Origin of the sequence: Mogibacterium sp. CM50 (assembly GCF_000293155.1) — a bacterium.
GTDB lineage: Bacteria > Bacillota > Clostridia > Peptostreptococcales > Anaerovoracaceae > Mogibacterium > Mogibacterium timidum.
Genome location: NZ_ALNL01000036.1, coordinates 1 through 23,342, shown reverse-complemented (window position 1 = coordinate 23,342; position 23,342 = coordinate 1). Strand labels below are relative to the sequence as shown.

Annotated in this window: 19 protein-coding genes; 15 read left to right on the top strand and 4 right to left on the bottom strand. The window is 43.9% G+C overall.

Features of this window, described 5'->3' with window-relative positions:
- Nucleotides 1-36: 36 nt before the first annotated feature.
- Complete coding sequence (locus HMPREF1152_RS05470) at nucleotides 37-1,074, top strand: phenylalanine--tRNA ligase subunit alpha (RefSeq protein WP_009644171.1); 1,038 nt, start codon at nucleotides 37-39, stop codon at nucleotides 1,072-1,074.
- Between the two features lie 9 nt (nucleotides 1,075-1,083).
- Nucleotides 1,084-3,510, top strand: a complete 2,427-nt coding sequence (pheT, locus tag HMPREF1152_RS05465; protein WP_009644165.1) for a phenylalanine--tRNA ligase subunit beta — start codon at nucleotides 1,084-1,086, stop codon at nucleotides 3,508-3,510.
- 72 nt (nucleotides 3,511-3,582) lie between these two features.
- Here the strand turns inward: pheT and HMPREF1152_RS05460 are convergent, their stop codons facing one another.
- On the bottom strand, nucleotides 3,583-4,227 hold the full coding sequence (locus HMPREF1152_RS05460) for a thiamine diphosphokinase (RefSeq protein WP_009644172.1): 645 nt from the start codon (nucleotides 4,225-4,227) through the stop codon (nucleotides 3,583-3,585).
- Between the two features lie 87 nt (nucleotides 4,228-4,314).
- Here HMPREF1152_RS05460 and HMPREF1152_RS05455 point away from each other — a divergent pair, with 87 nt between their 5' ends.
- A complete protein-coding gene (locus tag HMPREF1152_RS05455; RefSeq protein ID WP_009644164.1) occupies nucleotides 4,315-5,163 on the top strand; it encodes a DUF975 family protein in 849 nt (282 codons plus the stop codon).
- A 110-nt stretch (nucleotides 5,164-5,273) separates the two neighbouring features.
- Here the strand turns inward: HMPREF1152_RS05455 and HMPREF1152_RS05450 are convergent, their stop codons facing one another.
- Nucleotides 5,274-8,555, bottom strand: a complete 3,282-nt coding sequence (locus HMPREF1152_RS05450) for a transglycosylase domain-containing protein (protein ID WP_009644192.1) — start codon at nucleotides 8,553-8,555, stop codon at nucleotides 5,274-5,276.
- A 214-nt stretch (nucleotides 8,556-8,769) separates the two neighbouring features.
- Between HMPREF1152_RS05450 and HMPREF1152_RS05445 the strand changes: the two genes are divergently transcribed.
- The gene (locus HMPREF1152_RS05445; protein WP_009644190.1) at nucleotides 8,770-11,160 is read left to right on the top strand and encodes a DNA internalization-related competence protein ComEC/Rec2; all 2,391 of its coding nucleotides are present in this window, start codon (nucleotides 8,770-8,772) and stop codon (nucleotides 11,158-11,160) included.
- Nucleotides 11,150-12,199, top strand: coding sequence for a DNA polymerase III subunit delta (gene holA / locus HMPREF1152_RS05440; RefSeq protein WP_009644191.1), 1,050 nt, complete (start codon nucleotides 11,150-11,152; stop codon nucleotides 12,197-12,199). Before HMPREF1152_RS05445 ends, holA begins: the two co-directional genes overlap by 11 nt.
- A 174-nt stretch (nucleotides 12,200-12,373) precedes the next feature.
- Here the strand turns inward: holA and recN are convergent, their stop codons facing one another.
- Nucleotides 12,374-13,996, bottom strand: coding sequence for a DNA repair protein RecN (gene recN / locus HMPREF1152_RS05435; RefSeq protein WP_009644193.1), 1,623 nt, complete (start codon nucleotides 13,994-13,996; stop codon nucleotides 12,374-12,376).
- A 23-nt stretch (nucleotides 13,997-14,019) separates the two neighbouring features.
- The gene (locus HMPREF1152_RS05430) at nucleotides 14,020-14,478 is read right to left on the bottom strand and encodes an arginine repressor (RefSeq protein ID WP_009644168.1); all 459 of its coding nucleotides are present in this window, start codon (nucleotides 14,476-14,478) and stop codon (nucleotides 14,020-14,022) included.
- A gap of 160 nt (nucleotides 14,479-14,638) precedes the next feature.
- Between HMPREF1152_RS05430 and ruvC the strand changes: the two genes are divergently transcribed.
- The 10 genes from ruvC to HMPREF1152_RS05380 form a co-directional block, all read left to right on the top strand.
- The gene (ruvC, locus tag HMPREF1152_RS05425) at nucleotides 14,639-15,127 is read left to right on the top strand and encodes a crossover junction endodeoxyribonuclease RuvC (protein WP_009644162.1); all 489 of its coding nucleotides are present in this window, start codon (nucleotides 14,639-14,641) and stop codon (nucleotides 15,125-15,127) included.
- Nucleotides 15,128-15,130: 3 nt separating this feature from the next.
- Nucleotides 15,131-15,730: a Holliday junction branch migration protein RuvA gene (gene ruvA, locus HMPREF1152_RS05420; RefSeq protein ID WP_009644181.1), complete on the top strand. Its 600-nt coding sequence runs from the start codon at nucleotides 15,131-15,133 to the stop codon at nucleotides 15,728-15,730.
- Nucleotides 15,731-15,837: 107 nt separating this feature from the next.
- Nucleotides 15,838-16,845 carry a Holliday junction branch migration DNA helicase RuvB gene (gene ruvB / locus HMPREF1152_RS05415; RefSeq protein WP_009644179.1) on the top strand — a complete coding sequence of 336 codons (1,008 nt, stop codon included), beginning with the start codon at nucleotides 15,838-15,840 and terminating at the stop codon, nucleotides 16,843-16,845.
- 83 nt (nucleotides 16,846-16,928) lie between these two features.
- On the top strand, nucleotides 16,929-17,978 hold the full coding sequence (gene queA / locus HMPREF1152_RS05410; RefSeq protein WP_009644163.1) for a tRNA preQ1(34) S-adenosylmethionine ribosyltransferase-isomerase QueA: 1,050 nt from the start codon (nucleotides 16,929-16,931) through the stop codon (nucleotides 17,976-17,978).
- Between the two features lie 9 nt (nucleotides 17,979-17,987).
- Entirely contained in the window at nucleotides 17,988-19,145 is a 1,158-nt protein-coding gene (gene tgt / locus HMPREF1152_RS05405) for a tRNA guanosine(34) transglycosylase Tgt (protein ID WP_009644175.1), read from the top strand.
- Nucleotides 19,132-20,571: a 23S rRNA (uracil(1939)-C(5))-methyltransferase RlmD gene (gene rlmD / locus HMPREF1152_RS05400; RefSeq protein ID WP_009644185.1), complete on the top strand. Its 1,440-nt coding sequence runs from the start codon at nucleotides 19,132-19,134 to the stop codon at nucleotides 20,569-20,571. The genes tgt and rlmD overlap by 14 nt, the downstream gene beginning before the upstream one ends.
- An 18-nt stretch (nucleotides 20,572-20,589) precedes the next feature.
- Nucleotides 20,590-20,871, top strand: a complete 282-nt coding sequence (locus HMPREF1152_RS05395; protein ID WP_009644182.1) for a CD1845 family protein — start codon at nucleotides 20,590-20,592, stop codon at nucleotides 20,869-20,871.
- A 76-nt stretch (nucleotides 20,872-20,947) separates the two neighbouring features.
- Nucleotides 20,948-21,985 (top strand): DUF6017 domain-containing protein, encoded by a 1,038-nt coding sequence (locus HMPREF1152_RS05390; protein WP_009644166.1) that lies wholly within the window; start codon nucleotides 20,948-20,950, stop codon nucleotides 21,983-21,985.
- Nucleotides 21,985-22,470: a PcfB family protein gene (locus tag HMPREF1152_RS05385; RefSeq protein WP_009644186.1), complete on the top strand. Its 486-nt coding sequence runs from the start codon at nucleotides 21,985-21,987 to the stop codon at nucleotides 22,468-22,470. The genes HMPREF1152_RS05390 and HMPREF1152_RS05385 overlap by 1 nt, the downstream gene beginning before the upstream one ends.
- Nucleotides 22,467-23,342: type IV secretory system conjugative DNA transfer family protein (locus HMPREF1152_RS05380; protein ID WP_009644169.1), on the top strand; the 876-nt coding region annotated here is incomplete at its 3' end. The genes HMPREF1152_RS05385 and HMPREF1152_RS05380, both read left to right, overlap by 4 nt.

Sequence of the window (23,342 nt, the reverse complement as noted above, 5' to 3'; positions counted from 1 at the left end):
TTTTAAGATAGCATGCTTACAAGGAGGGTTTAAGTAATGCAGAATAGGCTAGAAGAAATTCGTGAAAAGGGACTTTTGAGCATTGAAAATGCCGGAAATGTTGAAAAATTACATGAGGTTCGCAGGGAACTGACAGGTAAGAAGAGTGCGCTGACTGACGTGCTCAAGAACCTGGGCAAGCTTGAGCCGGAGATGAGAAAATCCGTCGGAATGAAGGCAAATGATATCAAGAACTTTTTTGCTGAAAAAATCAAAGAGAGAGAGGATCAGTTAGTTGCAACTGAGTCTGTTCTCGATGAGAAGATTGATCTCACTCTGCCAGGTACCCCAATTCATGGTGGTGCACTTCATCCAATTACTCAGATGTGCTACGATCTCAACGATGCCTTTCTCTCCTTGGGCTTTGAGATATTTAGTGAGAATGATATAAGCAGTGAGAAGTATGCTTTTGATAATCTGAACTTCCCGGCTGATCATCCGGCAAGGCAGATGATGGATACATACTGGATTGAGGGTACCGAGGATAAGAGTGGAGCAGATAGACTTTGCATGAGACCTCACCTCACAGGCGCTTCAGTTAGACACTTGCTTGAGGCTGGAGCACCTGCGAGATTTGTGTACCCGGGTCGTGTCTACAGAAATGAGAACACAGATGCAAGACACGAGAGGGCTTTTTTTCAGTATGAAGCGCTAATCGTAGATAAGGATCTGTCATTTTCTTCCGGAAAGGTAATGATTGAGACTATTCTCGAAAAGGTATTTGGAAGAAAAATCAACGTGCGCATGCGTGAAGGCTTCTTCCCGTTTACTGAGCCCGGATATGAGATTGACATGGAATGCCTCGTTTGCGGCGGTAAGGGCTGCAGGGTGTGCAATCAGAACGGCTGGATTGAGGTTATGCCGGGTGGCGTAATTCATCCCAATGTACTACGAGCTGCTAACCTGGATCCTGACGTATGGACCGGATTCTACACAAACATCGGTCTGGACAGACTCGTAATGATGCGTTATGGAGTTGATGACGTAAGATTATTCCACAGCGCTGATCTTAGATTTTTAAAGCAGTTCAAGTAGGAGGTTGTAATGAAGGTTTCACTAAATTGGGTAAAGAAATACATTGATATTCCTGCGGATTTAACCAATGCACAGATTGCATATGACCTGACTATGAGAACGGTTGAGGTTGAAGCTGTTGTGGATACGGCTGCAAAGTTTCACGACATTGTCGTTGGTCAGATTACCTCCGTGGAAGCACATCCAAACGCTGATAAGCTGAAAGTGTGTTTAGTTAATATCGGCGAGACTGAGGACGTGCAAATCGTATGTGGCGGTTCGAACCTATACTCAGGAGAGAAGGTCGTAGTATCAAAGCCGGGAGCCGAGGTATATTGGCACGGTGAGAGCGAGCTTATGAAGATCAAAGAGACTAAGATGCGTGGAGTTGCATCCTATGGGATGATTTGCGGAGCTGAAGAGGTGTATCTGGGTGATTTCTATCCAACAGATGATCCAACTGTTATCGTCGATCTCGGAGATGTTGATGCTGCTCCAGGACAGAATATCGCCGATATCATCGGCATGAATGATACGGTTCTCGAGATTGATAATAAGTCGCTTACAAATAGACCCGATCTCTGGGGACATTATGGAATCGCTAGAGAGCTGGCGGCAATATATAAGTTGCCGCTTAAGCTTTTGGACGAGTTTGACGCTCCAACAGGTCTTAAGGACTATGACGTAGAGATTATCAATGCTGAGAAGTGCTATAGATATGCTGCACTTGAGATTAGAAATCTATCGGTCAAGGAGTCACCAACCTGGATGAAGGCTGCGATTATCAACGGTGGTATGAGACCTATCAACGCAATCGTAGACATTACGAATTACGTAATGCTGAGTGTTGGTCAGCCGACACATGCATTTGACAGAACACATGTTAAGGGCGAGAAAATCATAATTCGCGATGCTAAGACTGATGAAAAGCTAGAGCTGCTTGACGGTGCAAATATCGATCTTACAGAGCAGGATCTCGTTATCTGCGATGCTGAGGGCCCAATGGCACTCGCAGGTATCAGAGGCGGTAAGAAGGATTCAATTCTCGATGACACAGTTGATGTTGTGCTTGAGGTTGCTAACTTCGCTGCCGTAACGATTAGAAATACGGGTAAGCGTTTTGATGAAAAGACTGACTCATCCATACGATATGAAAAGGGAATCGATACCGAGAGAGTTGAGCAAGGCTTGTCGCTCAGTATGAAGCTGTTCAAGGAGCTGTTTCCTGAGGCGGAGTTCACAGCATATGCAGACGTGAACCCGGTTGCAACCAAGAGAACTGAGGTTGATATCACCAAGGCCTTTCTGGACACAAGACTCGGCAAGGTTCTGGAGGAGTCGGAGGTAGCGGACACGCTGGAGCGTCTGGGCTTTGAGGTTAAGTTTGAGAACGGCGTATATCATACAGTTGCGCCGACATGGCGTTCGACCGGAGATATCTCGATGAGAGACGACGTGCTGGGTGAGATTGCCAGACTTGTGGGGTATGAAAATTTCAAGGTTAAGCCGTTACCGATAAACTTTGAGAATGCGGTTCATCAGATTAAGTATGATCTCAACAGGAAAGTAAGAGAGCATCTCGCGTTTAGATGTGGATTCAATGAGATATTCACTTATCCTTGGATAGATGAGAAATACATCAAGTCAGCCAAGATTGACATGTCAGGCGGTGTTAGGCTTGCAACTCCACCGGCTCCGGAGCTCGCAACTTTGAGGCAGTCTCTGGTACCGGGTGCGCTGGAGGCAATTGTCAAGAACTTGAGATATTACGACAGTTTCAAGATTTTCGAGGTCGCTGAAGTATTTGAGCAGGGAGAGTTTCACCCATCTTCAGAGGATGAGACGCTCCCAATTCACAAGCTGATGCTTACGGGTGCAGTTGTTGGCAAGGATGCCAAGGATATATTCTTTGAGGCAAAGGGTGTTGTTGAGTCGTTACCCAGATATTGCCATATGAATGGTTATAAGTTTAAGCAGGTAGAGAAACCATCGTGGGCTGATTCCGATGTATACCTCAATCTTGTAAATGAACGGAAGGATGTCATCGGCTCGCTTGGTCTCGTTTCCGTAGCAACTTTGGCGGAGGCGGGCGTTAAGAGATCCAACATAGCGATATTTGAGATAGATGTCAACAAACTTGCTCCATTTAGTTCTAGGACAAATGAATTTGAGTATCTGCCACAGTTTCCGCTTGTTGAGGAGGATTTATCGCTTCTCGCAGATGAGGATGTAAAATGGGAAGATATCTACGAGGCTATCAAGTACATGGCAAAGGAAGTTGCCTTTGTTGAGGAATACAGGGGTTCGCAGATTCCGGAGGGTAAGAAATCTATCATGATTCGTATCAAAATCGGAAATGAGGACAGCACTATGACCTCAAAGCAAATTGAGAAGAAGACCAAGGGAATTCTCAAGGTGCTGGAGAAGAAAACCGGTGTGACACTCCGAGAAGAGTAGCTTAAGAAAAGTAAACATAATCAGAGACTCCATATATTTGTGGAGTCTCTTGTCTTGCCTGCGGGTTTTTAACTACTCTCCGGATCTTATAAGCAGAACCTTGCCTTTTCTGACCGTTATATGAGCTTGACGACGAGAAACCTCATTGGAGATACAAAGTGTCGACGATCGGTTAATTGATGCGTTGTCGAGGCTGTATTTGGCACCTGTGATGGTAACACCGCTTACACTAGCATCAAATGGAACCAGCGAGAAGTATTTATAGTTTGGGTCATCCGGCAGTATTATTGTGTTGTTAAATTCGCCATCAAGCAGTTGCATCGTGTTCTTACCATCGATGAACTCAAGGTGCTCCAGCTGTCCCATGTATTTCTCGAGGAGTCCGGCATTTCCGAGAGTGTGATCTAGTCTGCCACCGATTCCTCCGTATACTGTTATATAACGGATGCCAAGTTCCAGGACATGGTTGATTGCTGCCTCGGTATCTGTTAAATCTTTTTCAGTCGGCAAGGTAATATACAGACAGTCAAAGCGGTTGCTGATGCTCGAAGAATCAAAATCACCAATCACACAATCGGGTCTGATTCCGAATTTGTCAGCAACATCAACGCCGCCATCTGCACAAATGATATAGTCGCTGGAGCTCGAAAGCTCATGTAACTGTGACACGTTGGTATTCTCGATAAACGAAAGTATTATAAGCGCTGTCTTACACATAGTATTACCTCTGTTTTTATCGTTCTTGAATTACTATCTTCAGTATATTACAATTATAGGCGATTCAAAACTAGAAAGTGAGTTATTATGCCTGAAAATAACAACAAAAATTATATCGTAAATGAAGATCTTGGCGAGCTGAGATATCTATCTGCAATGCACATGAAGAACACTGTTGCGCAGTTTATGGTTGGGATCATAATGCTGTATATGTTTACCAACTTGGTCCCTGATGTACTTGGGTTTTTCATGCCCAAATCATATTTTTCGGTTATTCCGACTGAAATAGACCCGAAGTTGCTCAAGAAGTTTGTTGTAGATTACCCTTTTGCTTCGTTTGTGTACACTATAGCGTTTGGGGGGATGTTTACGCTAGGCAGATCGTTGTATATGCTGAGATACCTGAGAAATAAAGAATGCGATTATCCGTCTATACTCGACGGTGCGAGGCATATTTTTTCCGCTACGTTGCTCTTTATTGTACAGCTTGCTATAATAGCAGCATTTGCCACACTATTTGTTGTTCCCGGTGTATATGCATTTTACACTTATAGACAGTCTTTCCTCATTATGGCCGAGGATCCGTCAAAAGGGGTGTTTAAGTGTCTTGCCGAGAGCAGAAGATTGATGGCCGGAAACCGTATGCGGCAGTTCCAATTGGATTTTACTTATATCCCGCTCATAATAATTGCGAACGTGCCTGCTATATTATTTGGGTATGTAGGTATGCCGGATTTAGGGATGTATACAAATCTAATAGTTATTTTAATTCGGTTCATACTGCAGATTCCCGTGTTCTATGCGATGGGGAACCTGTTCTTTGGACAGGCGGTTTTCTACGAACTCATGGTGTCTAAGGGGTTTAGTAACTTCATATACAAGGGCGAGGATGTATTTAGAGCCGGTGTGAGAGCGAGGTTGCAGGATAGGGAATAGATAGCTATAGTAATCAAGGTTGTAATGAAACAGCAGCGAGAGCTCTCACGTGAAAGCTCTCGCTGTTTTATACGTTATACTTTATTTATGGGTATTCAGGCAACCACTCATTACCCCCCGGCCGGGTTACCTGATCCGTTATTGCCTGAATTGTTGGGTTGCTGTCCTTGTTGTGGCTGCTGTGCCTGATTGTTTTGAGCAGCCTGATTGTTATTATCGTTCTGATCCTGTTCAGTAACCTCTTGTTCTTCTTCTATAATCTCGGATTCTTCTGATTCATCCAGCGGACTCTTGCCAAGGCCGCCTTCGGTACCCTTGGTGAAATATTCACCGTTCTTACGAACTATATTAGAAGGGGCAGGCTTATATGAACCTTTTCGCACATTAGGCACATTGCTCATGATTCTCGACCACAGCCTTGCTGCAGCGACGGATGAAGAGGTAAGCGGAATATTGACATCAGTACCAATCCAGAGCGAAGCGGCGTATTTTGGAGTAATTCCGTCAAACCAGACGTCGTATTTAGCGTCAGTCGTGCCGGTCTTACCGCCGACCTCAACTCCCGAAATTGCAGCGTTTGTACCGGTTCCGCCGTTTACAACAGACTTGAGCATTGTCACCATGATATATGCAACGCCTTCGTCTAGAACCTTGTGCTGTTTCTTTTCGGTCGATAGAATCGTGCGACCGTCTCTGTCCACTACCTTGGTATATACTCTGTTCTCCACTCTGACACCGCCGTTAGGGAATGTTGCATATGCCTCGGCCATTTCGTAAGGTGAAACACCCTTGGACAGACCGCCAAGTGCCAGTGACGCCGGGTTGAGATCGCCGTTAGGTGTCTTGTTGAGAGTGCTGATTCCATATTTCTCAACCATGCTTGCGGAGTAATCAGATCCGAGCTGTTCATAGAGCTTAACGGCTACGACATTTGTCGAGGTTTGCATACCCCTACGCATGGTCATAGGTCCGGAATATCTATTGTTAGAGTTCTTAGGCCATACCTTGCCGTTGAACTTGATAGGTTCATCGACTATCACAGAAGAAGCTGTCAGGTAGTCACCGTAGTATTTTGTGCCTTGCTTATCGTTGCCGGGGTCGGTGAGAGGGAAGGGCTGTCCGCTCTCCGCCAGCTCGTAGCTCCTCTGCAGTGAAGCGCTGTAAATTGCCAAAGGCTTGATGGATGAGCCGGGTTGACGAGCGTTGACAGCGCGGTTAAACAGCTTTTTGCCAGAGACACCACGACCGCCAATCATAGCTTTGACCTTGCCGGTTCCGACTTCTGTAATAACCATTGCACCCTGCGGCTGTATAACCTTGTCCTGCAGGGTGTAGAGCTTGTCTGTGAAAGTCGGGGCACCATCGTCGCTGGTAATCAGCTTGCTGTTTTTCTTGATGAATTTTGCGCTGATTTTGAGATTACCATTCTTATCTAGTGTCTTGCTTTCAGTAGGTATATTGATGAAACCTCCGGGAATGATGTAGAGGCTTCCGTTCTCAACCACATATGATGGTTTGAACTCCAAGCTGTAATCAGAGCCGTTTGCGGTCGAAGTCTTGTATATATTCAGTCGTTTATTCTTATATATGGTCAGCGAACCATCATTGTTTTTTTTGTATTCCCCGTCGGCAAGCTTGAATTTCCCATCCTGTAACATATTGTTATATGCGTACAGGGTGATAACTCCTTTGTCACTGACAATATTGCCGGCACTGTCCTTTTTGAGGCCGGTGAGCGACGGGAAGTAATTGCCTTCCTTGAAACCAGCCTCGACAGCCTTCTGAGCCTTTGAATCCATTGTGGAGTATATCTTGAGTCCGCCGTTGTAAACCATGTCGTGAGCACTCTGGTAGTCGAGCTTGTACTTCTTCATCAAATCCTTGATAATCTGCTCAACCATGTAGTCGGTGAAGTACGAGGTATCGGTTTCTCTTCCTGCATTGAGTGACGGGTTCAGGAAGTCAGCCAGATTGCTGGCTGCATTTTCCTCATATTCGGCCCTAGTGATATAGCCCTGATCTGCCATCAGCTTGAGCGCAATTTGACGTCTTGGCTTAGAGATATCGTTTGCAATGTATGACTTGCCATCTATCTTGATTGGTGTCGACGTCGACTGCGAAGCCACAGGGGAATCAGCATTTTGGATGAGTGCATAGGTGTCCGGGGATTGAGGCATAGCGGCCAGCGCAGCGCTTTCCTTGAGTGTCAATTGACTTACATCTTTTGAGAAATAGGTCTTTGATGCGTTTTCAATTCCGTAGTTTCCGTATCCGAAATAGATACTGTTGACATACGCTGCGAAAATCTCTTTCTTGGACAGTGTGTGCTCAATTTTAGATGCGTAGTACATCTCGAGAATCTTACGGCGTGCGGAACGCTGACTCTTGATATTAGGCAGGTATACGTTTCTCGCAAGCTGCTGCGTGAGCGTACTTGTTCCTCGGATATTGCCTCTGCCAAATGAAGAGGCGATTGCACCAATCATTCTCTTCCAGTTGAATCCGTGGTGCTTCCAGAAGGTCTTATCCTCCAGAGCTACAAATGCATCAACTGTGTGCTTAGGAATGTCCTTGTACTTTATAATAGTCCGACTTTCGCCGGAACTTACGCTATCGATACGCGTACCGTTATCATCGTATATAACTGAGTTTGTTGAAATCTGATCGTAAATCTTGTTAGGGTCTATTTTAGGGGCGAATGCGATTACGGTTGCAGCATAAATTGAAAACATCAAAATCATTGCAACCATCATAACAACGAGGTTGCGAATAGTGTATTTGATGCTTAGCGTGCGGGCTTTGTTCTTTATCTTCTTGCCTGCAACTACAACGAACGCATCTGCACCGGGAGTATAGTACGGATTAGGTTTGGTAAATATACGCTTTACAAATGCCGCCGGATGTCTGAGGTCTCTCTTAAGGCTGAATCCGGTTCTGTCACCATTCAACATAGCCTTGCGTTCTTCCTTGAGAAGCTTCTTTTCTTCCTTTGCTCTCTTCTTGATAGACTTGTCACGCTTTGCTGCATCCGCCTCGGCTTTGGCGACCTGTTCATGGAACGATGGCTTGTTGCGTTCATTGACTGCGTGAACGCGGCCATATAATTCCGCATCTTCACGTGCAGCATGTTTTGCAGAGTGCTTCTCCAAGTTGTTGCGAAGTCTGTTCTTCTTGGCCTCAGCCTCAGCCTTGGCGACCTGCTCATGAAAGGATGGTCCTTTAGGCTTGTCGCTGCTGTGTGCAGCAGCCTGCATACGCTTCTCGTGCTGTTTCTTTTCAAATTGAAGCTGTGCCATATGGTGAGCGACAACCCTCATCTCTTCCGGTGATAGGCGTTCGCCATTTTTCAGTCTCTTTATTAATATTTGTATGTTTGTTGAGTTTTTTTCCATTTGTTGCCTCTTAAATAAAATATAGCATTTTATTCTATCATGAATTGCTTGGTAAATTAATATTTTGAGCGATTTAAATGTGAAGATTATATGCAGATTATAGTTATTTATACATGAAGGTCGTCTGCTAACAAAAATTGTGCTGAAGGGAATTTTTGACGTGATAGAATTCAGACACCTGTTTAGTGAAATTAAAGATAGTCGGGGGATGTGTGTGTTTAGAAGGAAAATTGTTGCTTATGCAGTTTCTATGGCTTTAGGAATTATATCAGCAGACGTACTGATTAACAGACGTAAAATCATTATTAGCCTTGTCATTGTCGCTGTAGTTATGTTTTCTCTATGGGCTGTAGCTCGAATCAGACGTGGACTTGAGAGCAGAGGTTGCAGCAGCACAATAAACAGAGAGATGATTATCTGCGCGATAGTATTTGCGATGGGGATGTTAAATCTTTCGATAAATCATGTCTATCAGAAACCAATAACATCTTGCAAATTAGAAAAACACAATGCAATAGAGGGTCAAGCAATCAGGTATAAGGAAGATGATAAAGGAATAATCATTGATGTTGAGACGGATACTCTTGGACGCAGAACCGTTATAAGATGCCGGAAATGGCAGTCTTCAGAAAAGGCGGGTGATAGAGGGGATTCAGTAAATAGGAAACGGGGAGGTGCAATTAGGTGCACAGAGACTGCGAGTCGGAATTTATATGGCAGGAAAGTCAGGGTTGAAGGGCAAATAGAAATACCTGAAACAGCGAGAAATCCCGGATGCTTTGATTATAGGAGATATCTGCAGACAAAGAGAATCACACATATGATGAAGGCTTCGCGTATAAAGGTATTTCAAGATAGAGATAAAGCCATAGTGTGGAAAGCCAGGCGTCGATTGCAGGTTATCAAAGAGAGCTTTGCGCGGGAAGCCTCCGGTGGCAAAGAAAGCGTATATGGATTTATAAAAGGTGTGACATACGGTGACACTGGCGATATCGATAATGACACAATAAAGGAATTTAGAGAAAATACCACCGCTCATGTGTTGGCAGTCAGCGGCCTGCATGTAGGCGTTATATATGGGATGCTTAGGCTGATGGCAATGGGGCGACATGGAGGTATTGTAGGAATTGTAACTATAATTGTAATGCTGGGCTACGGAGAGGTGACAGCCTGGAACGTATCGACGACAAGAGCCGTTCTATTAACGTGCACTGCTATATTGGCATTCTATCTGAAGAGACCATTTGACCTGTCAGCTGCTCTGGCTACATCGTTTATAGCCTTGCTCATATACAATCCGTATCTGTTGTTCGGAGCCGGCTTTCAGATGTCTTTTCTGGCAGTTGCCGGTATTGCATTTCTGTGTGATCCACTTGGCAGATTAATAGGCAAATCTGCCGGATTTATTCTTTCGATTCAGCTGGTTATGGTGCCATACACTGTGTATACATTCAACAAGATCAATCCGATTGGGTTCCTTGTAAATATTCCTATCGTCGGACTTATCAGCTTGCTGGTACCGTTCGCAATAGGTGGTTTAATAGTGTTTTTATTTACCGGCAGTGCGGGGTTTATCATCAAAAGCGTGATGTATTATCTTATCAGAATCGTACTGAAGCTAAACCACCTGTTGAATATGAATGGATGCTTTTCGTATTCGGCTAGATCGCATAAGGTTGCTATAGTGCTTGTAGCGTATGCGGTGCTGTTCTTCGTATGCTCCGAATTTGGAATTGTCATGATTCTGCGCAGGAAATACAGGACATTAGCAGTATGTATGATGTTGATTACTCTTGTTTCGGTTGCAGTCGGCTTTGCATATAGAAATCCCTTTTTAAATGATGAGATTGTATTTGTAGATGTTGGGCAAGGTGATGGAATACATATTAGGACTGATAGATATGACATGCTGATAGACGGCGGCGGTGATATAAAGAAGAATATCGGAGAGAAGGTCCTTAAAGAGTACTTCCTGAAAAACGGTATTAATGACCTTGATATGAGTCTCTTTACGCACATGCACACAGATCACTGCAAAGGGGCAATGGAACTCGGTGAGGTTTTTCCTGTAAAAAAATATGTTATCCCATATCCGTACAGAAACGAGGTATCGGGAGGTGGCGTGAAGATGATTGGCTTTAGAGATAAAATACAGCTGTCAAAAGAGGTATGGATTGAAGCAATATGGCCTATGGATGATAGAACCGCTAAAAGCGGAGACGATGATAATGAACTCAATACTGTGTACATAGTGCATTACGATGGTGTCAAGGTGATGATAACGGGCGACCTTGTTGAGCAGGATGAGCTCGATATGGTAAAATACTATAATTCTTCCGATGTGTTAAAGTGCGACATACTTAAGGTTGCACATCATGGAAGCCGATATAGTTCAACTGAAGATTTTATCAGCGCTGTGAGCCCTAAAATTGCAGTAATCCAAGTGGGAAAGCACAATACTTACGGACATCCGAATCCGGGGATAATCAGACGTCTCCGTAGACATGGAGCAGCGGTGTACAGGAACGATAAGCAGGGCGCTATAGGTATAGATATCAATAGAGATAGAATTAGAATTGACAGGATGATAGAAGATGTCATTTAAAGAGTTTAACAACGACCTCAAGAACGGAATACTTGGTAACGCCATATTTATGTACGGAGAGGAAGGATTTCTAACCGATTGGGCATTAAAGACTGTAATCGATAGAATTTCTACCCCTGAGGACAGAAAATATGTGGTAACAGACTTTGATGGAGAGCGGGTAACAGCTCAGGAAATCGTTGAAACTGCAAATACCATGACGATGTTTGCCGGCACACGAGTGTTAACGGTCAAAAATTATTCACCTTTAATCAAAAAGAGTGTGGTCTCCGAGACTGCTACGATTCTGGAGTATTTGAGTTGCCCGAACCCGGCTACGATAATTGTATTTTCCCTTGATAGAGGACACAGCCCGGGGAAGCGTGACAAGCTAAATGCCTTTGCAACTAAGGTTGCGACTGCATGTAGGACTTATAATTTTGAAAGACTGAGCACTGCAGAGTTGAAGTCGTTTGTGAACAAGAGAATCAGAGCCGCCGGAAAGCTAATCGGAGCTCGCGATATGGATTATCTAGTGGATATAACCGGATATCTCAACAATGATAGCGAATATGATTTGTATAGGATGGAGTCTGATCTGACCAAGCTGGTCAATGCTTCAGATGAAGATACGATATCTCGCCAGCTAATTGAGGAAATTATGATAGGCGATAAGGACAGGTTCGTATTTAACTTTATCGATTATCTGCTGGATGGTAAAAAGAATATGGCGATGCAGCTGCTGGTCAACACCGTTGCTGCCGGAGACAATTCGAGGTCGAGAGGCAATGTTTTTTCTTTAGCGTCTATGCTCGTCGGACAATTTGAGCTTATGTACGACTCTTTGGAGCTGGATGAAGAAGGCATGTCCATTAAGGCTATGGCCAAGAGATTGGGAGTCAACGAGTACAGGCTTAAGAAGGCGTATTCGGCAGCCATTGAGATTGGCAAAGCCAAGATAAAGAATTCCCTGCTGGCCCTATATGATACCGACAGATTGCTCAAATCAGGAGAGCTGGACAAGACCACATCGCTGGAGCTATTCGTCTTCAACTGGTAGTATGAGCATAATACGAGCCTGAGTTTGCCCTTGTGAGATATGCCGACCATCATCATGTCCCTGATAGTATGAACATAATATGAGCCTAAGCTGATATGCGAAATGTAGAAAGCCTGAGTTTGTGTGCTTGATAAAACGCCGACTCGCTTTTTTCTTTTATTACACAGTGATCTGTTATTCGGTCTTGACAGCTGCGATCAGTTCACGTGCTGCCTCGATCGCATTACTGCTGTCAGGAGCTCCGCTAATTAGCCTTGCCAGCATCTCCAGCTTGCCGTTATCGTTTAGATGTTCGATGACGGTGTGTGATTTTCCATCAGATATCTTCTTATCGATTGAGAAGTTATCATCACCTGATGCGGCTATCTGCGGCAGGTGTGTGATGCAGACAATCTGTCTGTGCTTGGCTATCTCGCTTAGCTTGTGACCGACAACAAGTGCAGTCTTGCCGCTGATTCCGGTATCAATCTCGTCAAAAATCATGGTTTCGACACTATCGTTGCTGCCGATGATATGCTTGAAAGCCAGCATTATTCTGGAGATTTCTCCACCGGATGCAATCTTGGACATAGGTCTGAGAGGGTCTCCCGGGTTAGTTGATATGAGGAATTCGACACCGTCATAGCCTAATTCGGTAATTTCGTCAAGGCGAGTGATCTCAATTCTAAAATCGGAATTAGCAAAGGCCAGGTCATTTAGCTCACGTAGCATTTCCCGTTCCAAGGCTTCAGCGTTAGACCTTCGCAGTCTGCTTACTACATTAGCCTGAGTCTCAAGATTACGGTATCTGCTATCGATTAGCTCCGCCACCCGTTCTTTTTCGCTGTCCAGATTGTGGATGACGCCGAGCTTGTTATCTAACTCTTCTTTATACTCGATCATCTCTTCGATAGACATGTTGTATTTTCGTTTAGCATCTTCAAGCACGCTAAGCCTTGAGGAGACGCTATCGATCTCTTCCTCGGAGAAGTTGATAGACTCGCCGGTAGTCCTCAAGGTAGAAGAGAGGTCTTCCAAATTATAATAAAGTTCAGTGAAGTTGCTTGAGAGCTCACCGAGCTCTTCACTATATGATGCTACGCCCTGAAGCTGATGCATGCATGAACCCAGCAGGCTGAGAACCGACGGATCCTCGGTCAACCTGCTGTATGATCCCACAACCGCTTCATATATGCGCTCGCTGTTGCGCATGAGGTCTAGCTGTTCTCGAAGCTCTTCATCCTCGCCTGGTGTCAGGTCAAGCTTGTCGATGTAGTCAAATTCAAATTGGTAGAAGTCCTGCTGCCTGCGAGATTCCGACTCGCTGTGCAGCAGCTTGTCGTATTCACGTCTAACCTCATGGTAGCTTCTGTAAAGCTCAGCCAGCTTGATCAACTCTCCGGAAATGGTCCCATGCCTGTAGCTGTCGGTTATAAGGATGTGGTTCTCCGGATCGAGAATCTGCTGGTTGTCATACTGTCCGTGGATGTCGACAAAATCCTTGCAGAAATCACGAAGCTTGGCAAGCGAAACTATCTCGCCATTGAGCTTAGCAACACTTTTGCCGCTCTTGAGCAGCTCGCGTGAGATTATTACGTCATCATCGCCGATATGGCCGGTCACTTGGATGAGAGCTTTGTCCGAACCGTTTCTAATCATCGAAATATCAGCACGACCACCGAGGGCTGTGCTGATAGCCTGTACCAGAACAGATTTACCCGAACCTGTCTCACCGGTGATAATGTTGAGCGAAGATCCGAGATCAAAGGACATATATGCAATTGTCGCAAAGTTAGTTATTTCAACACGATCTAGCATCAATTTACCTCTGTGCCTCGCATTTATGCTCTAAGAGCAATCATATTCTCGAAGCCGTCCAAAATTTCCTTAACGTTATCCTCGTGATCCACGATTATCAGCAGTGTATTATCTCCTGCGACTGAACCGACAACATGGTCGAGTCCCAGACAGTCTATGGCTTCGGCAGCGGCGTTGCCACAGCCGGATAGTGTCTTGACGACGATCAGATTCTGTGCCGAGGCGTAGGATATAATCGTCTCTCTGAAAATCTTGACAAATCTCTCGGATATAGGCTGCTTGTCAAACTTGCCTGAAGTGTATTTGTAGCGATCCTTATCAATCGATACCTTTACAAGCTGAAGCTCCTTGATATCTCTGGAAATAGTTGCCTGGGTGACCTTATAGCCTGCTTCTTCCAGCAGATCCTGCAGCTGATCCTGAGTTTCAACCACGTGAGTCTTGATTAGTTCCAGAATCTTGTTTTGTCTTGAGTAACGCATTTTTCCTCCTAAATTGCAATACATGGGTTACACTCAATTTTACAGGCTAATTATAGCATAAACTTACAGCTCAATGTATAAATGCGAAAGATTGATACTGAAGTGGTGCATTTATAGACATAATAGGCGGATTTTGATAAAATATCCGAGGTGATTGATGATGAGAATTTTAGGAATAGACCCAGGTTATGCCATCATGGGATATGGCGTTCTAGATTACAATGGTAATCGCTTTAAGACCGTAGGCTACGGTTCGGTAGAAACTGAAGCCGGACTGCCGATGCCTGAGAGATTGAAGCTGCTCTACGATGGACTGACTGAGATAATTCAGAAATACGAACCGGACGAAGTATCAATAGAGGAGCTTTTTTTTAATAGAAATGTTACAACTGCGATTGGGGTAGGTGAAGCTCGTGGGGTTGCTATGCTCGCATGCGTTGAAGGTGGACTTGTCGTGTCCGAATACACACCTATGCAGATTAAACAGGCACTTGTCGGATACGGTAAGGCGGAGAAGGCTCAGGTGCAGATGATGGTTAAAACTATCCTAAACCTGCCTGAGGTGCCTAAACCGGATGATACAGCCGATGCTGTGGCGGCAGCAATTTGCCACGCGCATTCTAGAAACGCAAGGGGTTTAGGGAGATAACTAATGATTAGAAACATCAAGGGGGAATACCTCTATTACGATAAGGGCGCAATGGTCGTGGAGACCATGGGCGGTATTGGATTTCGCATATACATCGCAGATACATCGCCACTGCTGCTCCATCAGGAGGGAGATCTTGTAAATATATTTACGTATATGCAGGTTAAAGAAGACGGTATGTCTCTCTATGGCTTTTCTCAGCTTGATTCACTCAATCTCTTTGAACAGCTAATCACTGTAAAGGGAGTTGGCCCCAGGGCCGGACTTGCTATCATGTCGACAGGTTCTGCGGATGAGATAAAATACAGTATCATCAATAAGGATGCAAGTGCTATTGCCAGGGCGCAGGGGGTCGGAAAGAAAACAGCTGAAAGAGTAATACTCGAGTTATGCGACAAAGTAGATGCTGTTCCTATGCCGGACATATCAGCACCTGCCGGTGTCAATATACCGGGGCTCGATGCGACGAGAAGAGAGGCTGTCATGGCTCTCACTACGCTTGGTTATTCCAAGGCAGAGGCGGAGGAAGCAATCGGGAATGTATCAGAGGAAGATCTGGAAGTAGAGACTTATATCAAGAAGGCGCTCAAATATCTGCTGTAGCGGTTCGTGAGCATTGCTTTAAATTTTGCGAGTCGGAAGAATAAAACGGCGCTTTACTTATCTTTAATCTGATAATCTGAAATTCACCTAATAGTAAGGATTGGGAAATGCTGGACAATATTACATCTACGAAGGTAATACCTAACGAAATAAACGGAGAATATACCCTCAGACCGCAGTACCTCAGCGAGTACTGCGGTCAGTCCGCGGCGAAGGAGAACCTGTCTATTTACATCGAGGCTGCTAAGATGCGCGGCGAGTCGCTTGACCACGTGCTTTTTTACGGACCTCCGGGGCTTGGAAAGACCACACTTGCCAACATTATTGCAAATGAGCTGGGGGTGGACATTAAGGTGACCTCCGGCCCGGCAATAAGCAGAGCCGGCGACTTAGCTGCAATTCTTACGAATCTCAACGAAAATGATGTGTTGTTTATAGACGAGATTCACAGGCTGAACCGTTCGGTTGAGGAGGTTCTGTATTCGGCTATGGAGGACTTTGCGCTTGATATAATCATAGGTAAGGGTCCTGCTGCAAGATCGCTGCGTATCGACATCGCTAAATTCACGCTAGTCGGAGCGACGACAAGAGCCGGAAGCCTGTCTGCACCATTAAGGGATAGGTTTGGAATAATTACGAAGTTTGAATTCTACACGCATGAGGAAATAAGAAATATTCTGCTGCGCTCGGCTAAGGTGCTTGATATTGAGATAGACGACGAGTCCCTTGACGAGCTTGCGAGCAGATCGAGAGGAACTCCTAGAATAGGCAACAGGTTGCTCAAGCGAGTTAGAGATTTCAGCGAGGTGATCAGCGATGGCAGGATTGACATCAAGGTTACATGCAAGGCACTTGATGCGCTCGGTGTGGATGCGCGCGGTCTGGACAAGCTGGACAGACAGATACTGGAGACTATCATCAGGAGCTTTGGCGGAGGCCCGGTTGGAATTGAGACTATCGCAAGCGCAATCGGTGAGGAGAGGGTTACACTCGAGGACGTAAACGAGCCGTTCTTGATTCAATCGGAACTGATGTACAGAACGCAGAAGGGGCGCATGGTCACGAAGCTGGCATACGAGCATATGGGAATGATGTCCTGCTACAAAGAAGATTAAACACGTTGAGGCGCGGCAATTGGGTTGCTTAGCAGTCCAACTGTAATCGCGTCTCACTGATTAAGACCGGAGAATATTGGTATATGAAACTTGAAGATTTTGATTATAACCTACCAAAGGAGCTAATCGCACAGGCACCCTCTCTCAAGCGGGATGAATGTCGTCTGATGGTGCTCAACAGGGCTGCAGATACGATAGAACACAAGCATTTCTACGATATACTCGACTACCTGCATGAGGGCGACTGCTTGGTTGTAAACGATTCGCGAGTTATCCCTGCCAGGCTGTACGGCACCAAGGAGAAGACCGGCGCTCATATAGAGTTTTTGTTGATCAAACGACTCGAGGGTGACAAGTGGGAGAGCCTCGTCAAGCCCGGCAAGCGCCTCAAGGAAGGTGACACGGTAATCCTAGATGATAACAAGCTGTTTAAGGCTCACATACTGGGATTCAAGGATGAGGGTAATGGAACCAGGATCATAGAGTTCGAATACGAAGGTATATTCATGGAACGCTTGGAGGAGATAGGCAGTATGCCGCTTCCGCCATATATTGAGAGGCGTGCCGTGGACGATGACAAGGAGAGGTACCAGACTGTATACAGCAAGATAGACGGGTCGGTGGCCGCTCCGACGGCAGGTCTGCATTTTACAGATGAGCTGCTGGAGAAGGTTAAGGTCAAGGGTATTGAAGTCGCTTCTGTTACGCTTCACGTCGGTATCGGTACGTTTAGACCGGTAAAGGTCGAGAACGTCGAGGACCACAAAATGCACTTTGAGGAATATACGATTAATTCTGAGACTGCTGAGACCATTAATCGTGCGATTCGCGATGGCAGAAGAATCATTTCGGTCGGGACGACTTCGACGAGGACGCTCGAAAGCGCTGCCAAGCAGGTCGACGGAGTGTGGCAGATTGAGAGCGGACACAGGAGCACAGGAATATTCATCTATCCGGGATATGAGTACAAGGTGGTGGATGGTCTAATCACAAATTTTCATCTGCCCAAATCGACACTTATAATGCTCGTTTCGGCATTATACGACAGAGAGCACATACTTAAGGCGTATGAAGAGGCGGTGCGCGAGAATTACAAGTTCTTTAGCTACGGCGACGCTATGTTTATCAGATAGGAGGTGCAGATGAAGGAGTCACTGAGCTTTGAGCTGCTTAAGAGAGATTATCGCACGCGTGCCAGGCGCGGCAGGATTACTACTCCGCACGGCACTATTGAAACACCTGTATTCATGCCGGTAGGTACTCAGGCCACAGTTAAGGCCATGAAGCCGGAAGATGTCGAGAAGACGGGTGCAGAAATCATCCTAGGAAATACATATCACCTATATCTGAGACCCGGTGAGGAAATAATTCGTGAGGCCGGCGGTCTGCATAAATTCATGAACTGGCACAGGCCAATTCTGACGGACAGCGGCGGTTTTCAGGTGTTTTCGCTCGGCAAGTTTCGCAAGATAACCGAGGAGGGTGCAAAGTTTAAATCGTATATAGACGGTTCATCTCACATGATGACACCTGAAAGTTCGGTTGAGGTACAGAGGGCACTCGGTTCGGATATCATGATGGCGTTTGACGAATGTGTCGCTTATCCGGCTGAGAGAAAATATGTCGAGAGATCTTTGGCGCGCACGACCAGATGGCTGAAGCGCTGCGACGACCATCACAGAAGACTTGAGACAAAGGCTGCTACTGAGTCCGGATCTGATACTATGAAGCAGGCACTGTTCGGAATCATGCAGGGCGGAATGTACAAGGAGCTGCGTGAAGCCAGTGCCAAGCAGATCACTGAGTTTGATTTGCCGGGATATGCGATAGGCGGTCTTTCAGTAGGCGAGCCTAAGGATATAATGCTGGATGTACTTGATGAATGCACTGATCTGCTGCCTGAGGACAAGCCGAGATATCTGATGGGTGTCGGTACACCGGACTACTTATTTGAAGGTGTGGAGCGCGGTGTAGATATGTTCGATTGTGTTCTGCCTACGAGACTGGCAAGGCACGGTGTAGCGATGACGAGTCGGGGCAATATAAATATCAAGAATGCTGCATTTGCAAGGGATTTCAGGACGTTGGATCATGATTGTGAATGCTATTGCTGTAGTAACTACTCGCGTGCATACCTCAGGCATTTATTCAAGAATGAGGAGATACTGTGCTCAATGCTGCTATCGGAACACAATATTCATTTCTTGGTAAACATGATGAAAAATATCAGAAAGGCGATTGAAGAGGACAGGTTCCTCGAGTATAAGCGGGAATTCTATAACAAATATGGAGAATTTTAAGAAATGTCCTATCTCCGAGTTCTGCGGGGGATGCCTGTATCAGGGTGTACCATACGAACAGCAGCGCGCGGAGAAGGAGAATATTATCAGGGAGCAGCTAGTTAGGCACCAAGTTGATGATTCTGTATTCAGAGGGCTTGTGCCGGCGCTCTCGGAATATCGATATAGGAATAAGATGGAGTATACCTTCGGCGATTTTGAAATCGGCGGAGAACTCACTCTTGGCATGCATAAGAAAAAGCATTTCATGTCGATTGTGACATGTGATGAATGTCAGCTGGTGCCGATGGATTTCAATAGGGTGCTGCGTGCAACACTGGATTTCTGCATTGATAAGGGATATTCGTTCTATCACAAGAAGTCTCATCAGGGTCTACTTAGAAATCTCGTGGTGCGTCACGGTGTAAAGACTCACGAGCTGCTGGTAAATATCGTAACAAGCAGCGAGGATGGCTTTGATGAGGCCGGCTACCTAACGATGCTGCAAGGAATCAAGCTCGACAACAAGCTAGTCGGAGTACTGCGCACATTTAACGACAGTCTGGCAGATGCCGTTATCAACGAGGGAGTTAAGATCCTATACGGTCGTGATTATTACAACGAAGAGATCCTGGAACTCAAGTTCAAGGTGAATGCGTTCTCATTCTTCCAGACTAATATCAAGGCAGTAGAGAGGCTGTACAGCGAAGCACTTGCGCTGATTCCTGATCCGGATGCCAAGATTGTGTACGATCTGTACTGCGGAACGGGTACAATCTCGCAGCTTATGGCATCCAAGGCCAAGAAGGTGTATGGAATTGAAATAGTGCAGGATTCTATCGATGCAGCTATCGATAACGCCAAAATGAACGGAATCGATAATTGTCATTTCATCTGCGGTGATGTAAAGGCCAAGCTGGATGAGGTGACAGAGAAGCCGGACATGATAGTTGTAGATCCGCCTCGCATGGGAATGCACGACAAGGTCGTGGAGATGTTGGCAAGCTACGGCATAGAGCAAATTCTGTACATATCTTGCAATCCCAATACAATGGCAATGAACCTGGAGAAGTTCGCAGAACTGGGGTATAAGCCGAGGGTGATTAAGGCGTATGATAATTTCGCGAAGACGAAGCATGTGGAGACGGTAGCATTATTGTCCAAACTTGATGTCGATAAACATATAGATGTTGAAATTAAGCTTGATGAGCTTGATTTGACAAGTGCTGAAAGTAAAGCGACTTATGCACAAATCAAGGAATATATATTGGAAAAATTTGATTTAAAGGTTTCGACACTCTATATTGCACAGATTAAAAAGAAATGTGGAATTGTACTGAGGGAGCATTATAATAAATCAAAAAAAGAGAAACAGGTTATTCCACAATGCACACCGGAAAAAGAGGAAGCTATCATGGATGCATTAAGGCACTTTAAAATGATTTAGTAGAAGTGGAGGGTATTTATGAGATGGATAATAAAAATAATTTTGTTTCCAATAATATTACTTTTATCAATACTAATTTCTTTTCTAAAATTCATAATCAGCGTTAGTGGAATGATTTTAGGAATATTATCATTCTTAGTGGTATTAGGTTCGATTGCAGCACTTGTGCAAAAAGATACAACTACTTTTATTCAAGCACTGATAATAGCATTTTTGATAAGTCCCTATGGATTACCTAAAATTGCATTATGGGTTACATCATATATTGAATTTGCAAGAGATAGATTGAAAGAAATATAAAGAAACTAATGAGGCGATAGATAAAATACTATCGTCTTTTTTCATGCTAAAAATTGAAAAGAAAGGAGGCGACGATATGAGTATGTATTTATTTGATGAACAGCCTATTGTTGCAAATAAAGCATTAGCAAGAGCATTAGGATTAAATGAAGCCTTAGTATTGCAACAGATAAACTATTGGATTGAGATAAATAAGAAGTCCGGTAAAAATTATCATGACGAGAAATATTGGACATACAATTCTATAAGGGCGTGGCAAGAAAAAGACTTCGACTATATGAGTGTTGATACAGTAAAAAGAACTTTTGCCAAACTTGAAAAGGCAGGCTATCTTTTGGTTGGAAACTATAATAAGGATCCAAGAGATAAAACAAAATGGTATACGATAAATGATGAAAAATTAGAAGAATTATATTTTGAATTGAATAAGAAAAAGCTGGAACATGAAAGAAGTATTTTAGAGAAAGAAAGTCAAAATACTATGCACAATGCATTAGGGCAAAATGCACCAATGGAAGAGTGCAAAATGCACCAATGCAATGACGCATATTGCACCGATGCATTTGATGAAAATATACCAGTGCATTATGGCAGCTTGCATGAACCATTACCAGAGATTACTACAAAGAATTCATCAAATAATACTTCAGATATTTCTTCAGAGAATTCCTCCCACCTATCCATCCATGAAGATAAAGGCTTATATACGATGGGAGGATTGGAGGGAGGTAATAAAAAAATAAAATCATATCAATCCTGTTTAGAAGAACTTAGAGAAAGTACAGGATATAACGAACATATGGAATTAGGAAATAAGATTATTGCCCGAACATATGATGAAATTATTAGAGTTTTAGCTGATGTAATGATACTAAACGCAGATGATACAGTTACTATCAATCAAGCAAAGTTACCTGCATCTATAGTTCAAGAGAGATTTAGGAGTTTAGATTCATCACACATGGAGTATCTTGTAAATGCTTTATCAGAGAATGAAGCCAAAATAAGAAATGTTAGAGCATTTATTTTAACAGCAGCGTATAATGCACCAAGTAATATGGACGCCTATTATACTGCACTTGTTAGTTATGATATGAGGGAAGGAGGACTTTGATGATAAATGAGGAAATTGCAAATAGAGTAGTAAATATTGAAATAAATGTTTTAAAAGCAACATATCAGGAGATATTAAATCATATCAATAAATTACATCAACGATCAAAACAATATGGAGGCTTAGGAAAATTAGTTAAGGCTGAAGGTAGTGAAGTGAAGCTCAAAGATATGGTAAAGAAAGGTCAGCTCGAAGAAATTCCGGTTGAAGAAGCAGAGCTTAAAGAACTGAAAAAAGAACTGAACCGATACGGAGTTGAGTTTTCAGTCATGAAAGATAAGGAAAGTGGGAAATACTTAGTATTCTTTCAAGCTAAAGATATGAAGGTTATGGACAAAGCATTTAAGCACGCCCTTTCAGAATCAGAAAAGAAAACGGAAAGAAAGGAGTCCATTCATAAGAATATTGAGAAGTTCAAAGAGATGGCAAAGAACTCTGTTTCAAAGGATAAAGTCAAGAATAAGCAAAAGGAGCAGAGCCTATGATAGATAAGATATTAAAGGACATCAAAGGCTTATTTAAGGTGCAAGATAAGGTAAAGTTTCTAAAGCAGAACATTCCCTATCTTGTATTTTTCTATATAGGTAATATCTTTTCACATCATGTAAGAGCCTATATAGGTGGCGATATTATTGACAAAATTTTTCAAGGGATATTAGAGATTAATACGATGAGCTTTCTTCCAAGCCTTCATCCTACGGATATTATAATGGGCGTGGTAGTAGCTGTTTTAATCAAAATTATCGTATATACCAAAGGGAAAAATGCTAAAAAGTTTAGACAGGGGAAAGAGTATGGCTCAGCAAGATGGGGAACGAAAAAAGATATAGAGCCATATATGGATGAAAAGTTTCAAAACAATATCCTGCTTACGCAAACAGAACGATTAACTATGAATGGTAGACCGTCTAATCCTAAGTATGCGAGAAATAAGAATGTTCTTGTTATCGGTGGTTCAGGAAGTGGAAAAACTCGATTTTATGTCAAACCTAACTTAATGCAGATGCACAGTAGCTATTGTGTAACTGATCCCAAAGGAACAATAGTCCTTGAGTGTGGCAAGATGCTTGAGGATAATGGCTATGAGATTAAAATTTTAAATACCATTAACTTCAAAAAGTCCATGAAATACAATCCCTTTGCCTATATCCATTCTGAGAAAGACATTCTGAAATTGGTGCAGACAATCATAGCAAATACGAAAGGAGAGGGCGAAAAAGCAGGTGAAGATTTTTGGGTCAAAGCTGAAAAGCTATACTATACAGCCCTTATCGGCTACATCTTCTATGAAGCTCCAAGAGAAGAAAAGAACTTTGCAACACTTCTCGATATGATAGACGCTTCAGAAGTTAGAGAA

Bases quoted from the DNA above. Each gene is read 5' to 3' on its own strand.
- HMPREF1152_RS05385 (WP_009644186.1), top strand. From the start codon at position 21,985: ATGATAAATGAGGAAATTGCAAATAGAGTAGTAAATATTGAAATAAAT.
- ruvA (WP_009644181.1), top strand. From the start codon at position 15,131: ATGATTAGAAACATCAAGGGGGAATACCTCTATTACGATAAGGGCGCA.
- tgt (WP_009644175.1), top strand. From the start codon at position 17,988: ATGAAGGAGTCACTGAGCTTTGAGCTGCTTAAGAGAGATTATCGCACG.
- HMPREF1152_RS05390 (WP_009644166.1), top strand. From the start codon at position 20,948: ATGAGTATGTATTTATTTGATGAACAGCCTATTGTTGCAAATAAAGCA.
- ruvC (WP_009644162.1), top strand. From the start codon at position 14,639: ATGAGAATTTTAGGAATAGACCCAGGTTATGCCATCATGGGATATGGC.
- HMPREF1152_RS05455 (WP_009644164.1), top strand. From the start codon at position 4,315: ATGCCTGAAAATAACAACAAAAATTATATCGTAAATGAAGATCTTGGC.
- HMPREF1152_RS05450 (WP_009644192.1), bottom strand. From the start codon at position 8,555: ATGGAAAAAAACTCAACAAACATACAAATATTAATAAAGAGACTGAAA.
- holA (WP_009644191.1), top strand. From the start codon at position 11,150: ATGTCATTTAAAGAGTTTAACAACGACCTCAAGAACGGAATACTTGGT.
- ruvB (WP_009644179.1), top strand. From the start codon at position 15,838: ATGCTGGACAATATTACATCTACGAAGGTAATACCTAACGAAATAAAC.
- recN (WP_009644193.1), bottom strand. From the start codon at position 13,996: ATGCTAGATCGTGTTGAAATAACTAACTTTGCGACAATTGCATATATG.
- queA (WP_009644163.1), top strand. From the start codon at position 16,929: ATGAAACTTGAAGATTTTGATTATAACCTACCAAAGGAGCTAATCGCA.
- HMPREF1152_RS05470 (WP_009644171.1), top strand. From the start codon at position 37: ATGCAGAATAGGCTAGAAGAAATTCGTGAAAAGGGACTTTTGAGCATT.
- HMPREF1152_RS05395 (WP_009644182.1), top strand. From the start codon at position 20,590: ATGAGATGGATAATAAAAATAATTTTGTTTCCAATAATATTACTTTTA.
- pheT (WP_009644165.1), top strand. From the start codon at position 1,084: ATGAAGGTTTCACTAAATTGGGTAAAGAAATACATTGATATTCCTGCG.
- HMPREF1152_RS05430 (WP_009644168.1), bottom strand. From the start codon at position 14,478: ATGCGTTACTCAAGACAAAACAAGATTCTGGAACTAATCAAGACTCAC.
- rlmD (WP_009644185.1), top strand. From the start codon at position 19,132: ATGGAGAATTTTAAGAAATGTCCTATCTCCGAGTTCTGCGGGGGATGC.
- HMPREF1152_RS05460 (WP_009644172.1), bottom strand. From the start codon at position 4,227: ATGTGTAAGACAGCGCTTATAATACTTTCGTTTATCGAGAATACCAAC.